The sequence below is a fragment of the Streptomyces sp. NPDC055078 genome, assembly GCF_053607985.1.
In genome coordinates, this window is sequence record NZ_JBSGUP010000809.1 from 1 (window position 1) to 3,322 (window position 3,322).

Annotated in this window: 3 protein-coding genes; all 3 read left to right on the forward strand. The window is 72.4% G+C overall.

Annotation, left to right across the window (positions count from 1 at the left end; genetic code table 11):
* Positions 1–306 precede the first annotated feature (306 nt).
* Complete coding sequence (gene cmk / locus ACWF94_RS37035; protein ID WP_453499076.1) at positions 307–1,005, forward strand: (d)CMP kinase; 699 nt, start codon at positions 307–309, stop codon at positions 1,003–1,005.
* Positions 948–1,652, forward strand: a complete 705-nt coding sequence (locus ACWF94_RS37040) for a lysophospholipid acyltransferase family protein (protein WP_453499078.1) — start codon at positions 948–950, stop codon at positions 1,650–1,652. The genes cmk and ACWF94_RS37040 overlap by 58 nt, the downstream gene beginning before the upstream one ends.
* 82 nt (positions 1,653–1,734) lie before the next feature.
* Positions 1,735–3,183, forward strand: a complete 1,449-nt coding sequence (gene der / locus ACWF94_RS37045; protein ID WP_453499080.1) for a ribosome biogenesis GTPase Der — start codon at positions 1,735–1,737, stop codon at positions 3,181–3,183.
* Positions 3,184–3,322 lie beyond the last annotated feature (139 nt).

The following is a 3,322-nucleotide window of genomic DNA, read 5'->3' on the forward strand; positions in this document are numbered from 1 at the left end:
TCCCCGCCCGGCCCGATGGCCCACGCCCCTGCGCCCGGGCCCCTTGCCGCTCAGGCTTCTCCTCAGGAGGCGCCGGGTCCGGGGCGGAGCCCCGGTGGGTCAGCCCGGGGCGGGGGCCGGCCGGGCAGGTGCCGGGGGCGGGGCCGCCGGGCGGCGCGGGGCCGGGGCGTGGGGCCCCCGGGGGTCCCGGTTCGACGGGGTGGTGGGCGGTCACGGCGTATGGGTGGAGCTGGCAGGGGTCGGCACTCGGTAACCTTGTTCGGGGCCCCCGCACTCCCGCCCGGCCTCCCCCGTACCGCAGGAAAGGTGTCCAACACCGTGGAATCCGTGATCGTCGCCATCGACGGCCCCGCCGGGACGGGCAAGTCGAGCACGTCCAGGGCCGTGGCCGCCGAGCTGGGGCTGAGGTACCTGGACACCGGTGCGCAGTACCGGGCGATCACCTGGTGGATGATCAACAACGGCGTGGACGCGGCGGACCCGGCCGCGATCGCCACCGCCGCGGGCAAGCCGGTGATCGTCTCCGGCACCGACCCGGCGGACCCGGCGATCACCGTGGACGGCGTGGACGTCTCGGGCCCCATCCGTACGCCGGAGGTCAGCGCCAAGGTCAGTGCGGTCAGCGCGGTCCCCGAGGTGCGGACCCTGATCACCGGGCTACAGCGGGAGATCGCCGAAGCGGCCGGGACCGGCATCGTGGTCGAGGGCCGGGACATCGGCACGACCGTACTGCCGGACGCCGATCTGAAGATCTTTCTGACCGCGTCGCCCGAGGTCCGCGCGGCCCGGCGCAGCGGTGAGCTGAAGGGCTCCGATGTGGCGGCCACCAAGGAAGCCCTGATCAAGCGGGACGCGGCCGACGCCGGCCGGACGGCATCGCCGCTCGCCAAGGCGGCCGACGCCGTCGAGGTGGACACCACGGAGCTGACTCTTCAGCAGGTCGTCGCATGCGTGGTCACCCTGGTCGAGGACAGGCGTGGCGCGAAAAGGCGGGCGGTGACGTGACCGTCCCATCGGCGAAGGGCGCGGTGGCCGGACGGCGTATCGGCATCGGCCTGATGTACGGGCTGTGGAAGCCCCGGGTCCTGGGCGCCTGGCGCGTCCCCGCGGCCGGCCCCGTGATTCTCGCCGTGAACCACTCGCATATGGTCGACGGCCCCATGCTGATGGGCACCGCGCCCCGGCCCGTGCACTTCCTGATCAAGAAGGAGGCGTTCGTCGGCCCCCTCGATCCGTTCCTGCTGGGAATCGGCCAGGTCAAGGTGGACCGTACGAGCACCGACCGCACCGCCGTCACCGGAGCGCTCGGCGTCCTGGCGAACGGCGGTGTCCTCGGTATCTTCCCTGAGGGCACCCGCGGCGAGGGGGACTTCGCCTCGCTGCGTGCGGGCCTGGCCTACTTCGCCGTACGCTCCGGCGCGCCGATCGTCCCGGTCGCGGTCCTGGGCAGCACCGAGCGGCGCGGACGCCTGGTCAAGGCGCTGCCCCCGCTGCGCGGCCGGGTGGACATCGTCTTCGGGGACGCCTTCGAGGCGGGCGAGGCGGGCGGCCGCCGCACCCGCAAGGCGCTGGACGAGGCCACCGTACGGATCCAGGAGCGGCTGACCGCCCATCTGGAGAACGCCAGGCGCTTCACCGGACGCGCCGGATAAGCGCGCCGGACGAGCGCGCCGGACAAGACTGAGTAGTGGATCGCGGTGACGCGGTTCAGCGACGATCGAGAAACGGACCTTCATGAACGACCAGCACGATCACGGAGCGCTCGGCGACGCCGAGTACGCGGAGTTCATGGAGCTCGCGACGGACGAGGGCTTCGGCGCCGATGAGGTCGAGGACGCCATCGGTGAGGCCGGTCACGGCCCGCTGCCCGTCCTCGCCGTCGTCGGCCGCCCGAATGTCGGCAAGTCGACCCTGGTGAACCGCATCATCGGCCGCCGTGAGGCCGTCGTCGAGGACAAGCCGGGCGTCACCCGCGACCGGGTCACCTACGAGGCCGAGTGGGCGGGCCGCCGCTTCAAGGTGGTCGACACCGGCGGCTGGGAACAGGACGTCCTCGGGATCGACGCCTCCGTCGCCGCGCAGGCCGAGTACGCCATCGAGGCCGCCGACGCGGTCGTCTTCGTGGTGGACTCCACCGTCGGCGCGACCGACACCGACGAGGCGGTCGTCAAGCTGCTGCGCCGGGCGGGCAAGCCCGTGGTGCTGTGCGCCAACAAGGTCGACGGCCCCAGTGGCGAGGCGGACGCCACCGCGCTGTGGTCCCTCGGTCTCGGCTTTCCGCACCCGGTCTCCTCGCTCCACGGCCGGGGTACGGGCGACATGCTCGACGCGGTCCTGGAGGCACTGCCCGACGCCCCGGCCCAGACCTTCGGCAACGCGGTGGGCGGTCCGCGCCGTATCGCCCTGATCGGCCGCCCGAACGTCGGCAAGTCCTCGCTGCTGAACAAGGTGGCGGGCGAGGAGCGGGTCGTCGTCAACGAGGTCGCGGGCACCACCCGCGACCCGGTCGACGAGCTGATCGAACTCGGCGGTGTCACCTGGAAGTTCGTCGACACGGCCGGGATCCGCCGCCGGGTCCACCTCCAGGAGGGCGCGGACTACTACGCCTCGCTGCGTACCGCCGCGGCCGTCGAGAAGGCCGAGGTCGCGGTCGTCCTCATCGACGCCGCTGAATCGATCAGTGTGCAGGACCAGCGGATCATCACCATGGCCGTCGACGCCGGCCGCGCGATGGTGGTCGCCTTCAACAAGTGGGACACCCTCGACGAGGAGCGCCGCTACTACCTGGAGCGGGAGATCGAGACCGAGCTGGCCCAGATCGCCTGGGCCCCCCGGGTCAATGTCTCCGCCCGGACCGGCCGCCATATGGAGAAGCTGGTACCGGCGGTCGAGACCGCGCTCGCCGGCTGGGAGACCCGGGTTCCGACGGGACGGCTGAACGCCTTCCTCGGTGAGATCGTGGCCTCGCACCCGCACCCCATCCGCGGCGGCAAGCAGCCCCGTATCCTCTTCGGCACCCAGGCGGGCACCAAGCCGCCGAGGTTCGTCCTCTTCGCCTCCGGCTTCCTGGAGCACGGATACCGCCGCTTCGTGGAGCGCAGGCTGCGCGAGGAGTTCGGCTTCGAGGGAACGCCGATCCATATCTCGGTGCGCGTACGGGAGAAGCGGGGCCGCAAGAAGTGAGCCGCGCTGTCTGAGCCGTACGGCGTGAACGCTACGACGCCGCCGCCCGCCCGCCCGCCCGCCGCCCGTTGCCCGTCGTACGGCGAAGGGGCGGGCGGATACGACAGGGGCGCTGCTCCGGACCGGGGAGATCCGGTCC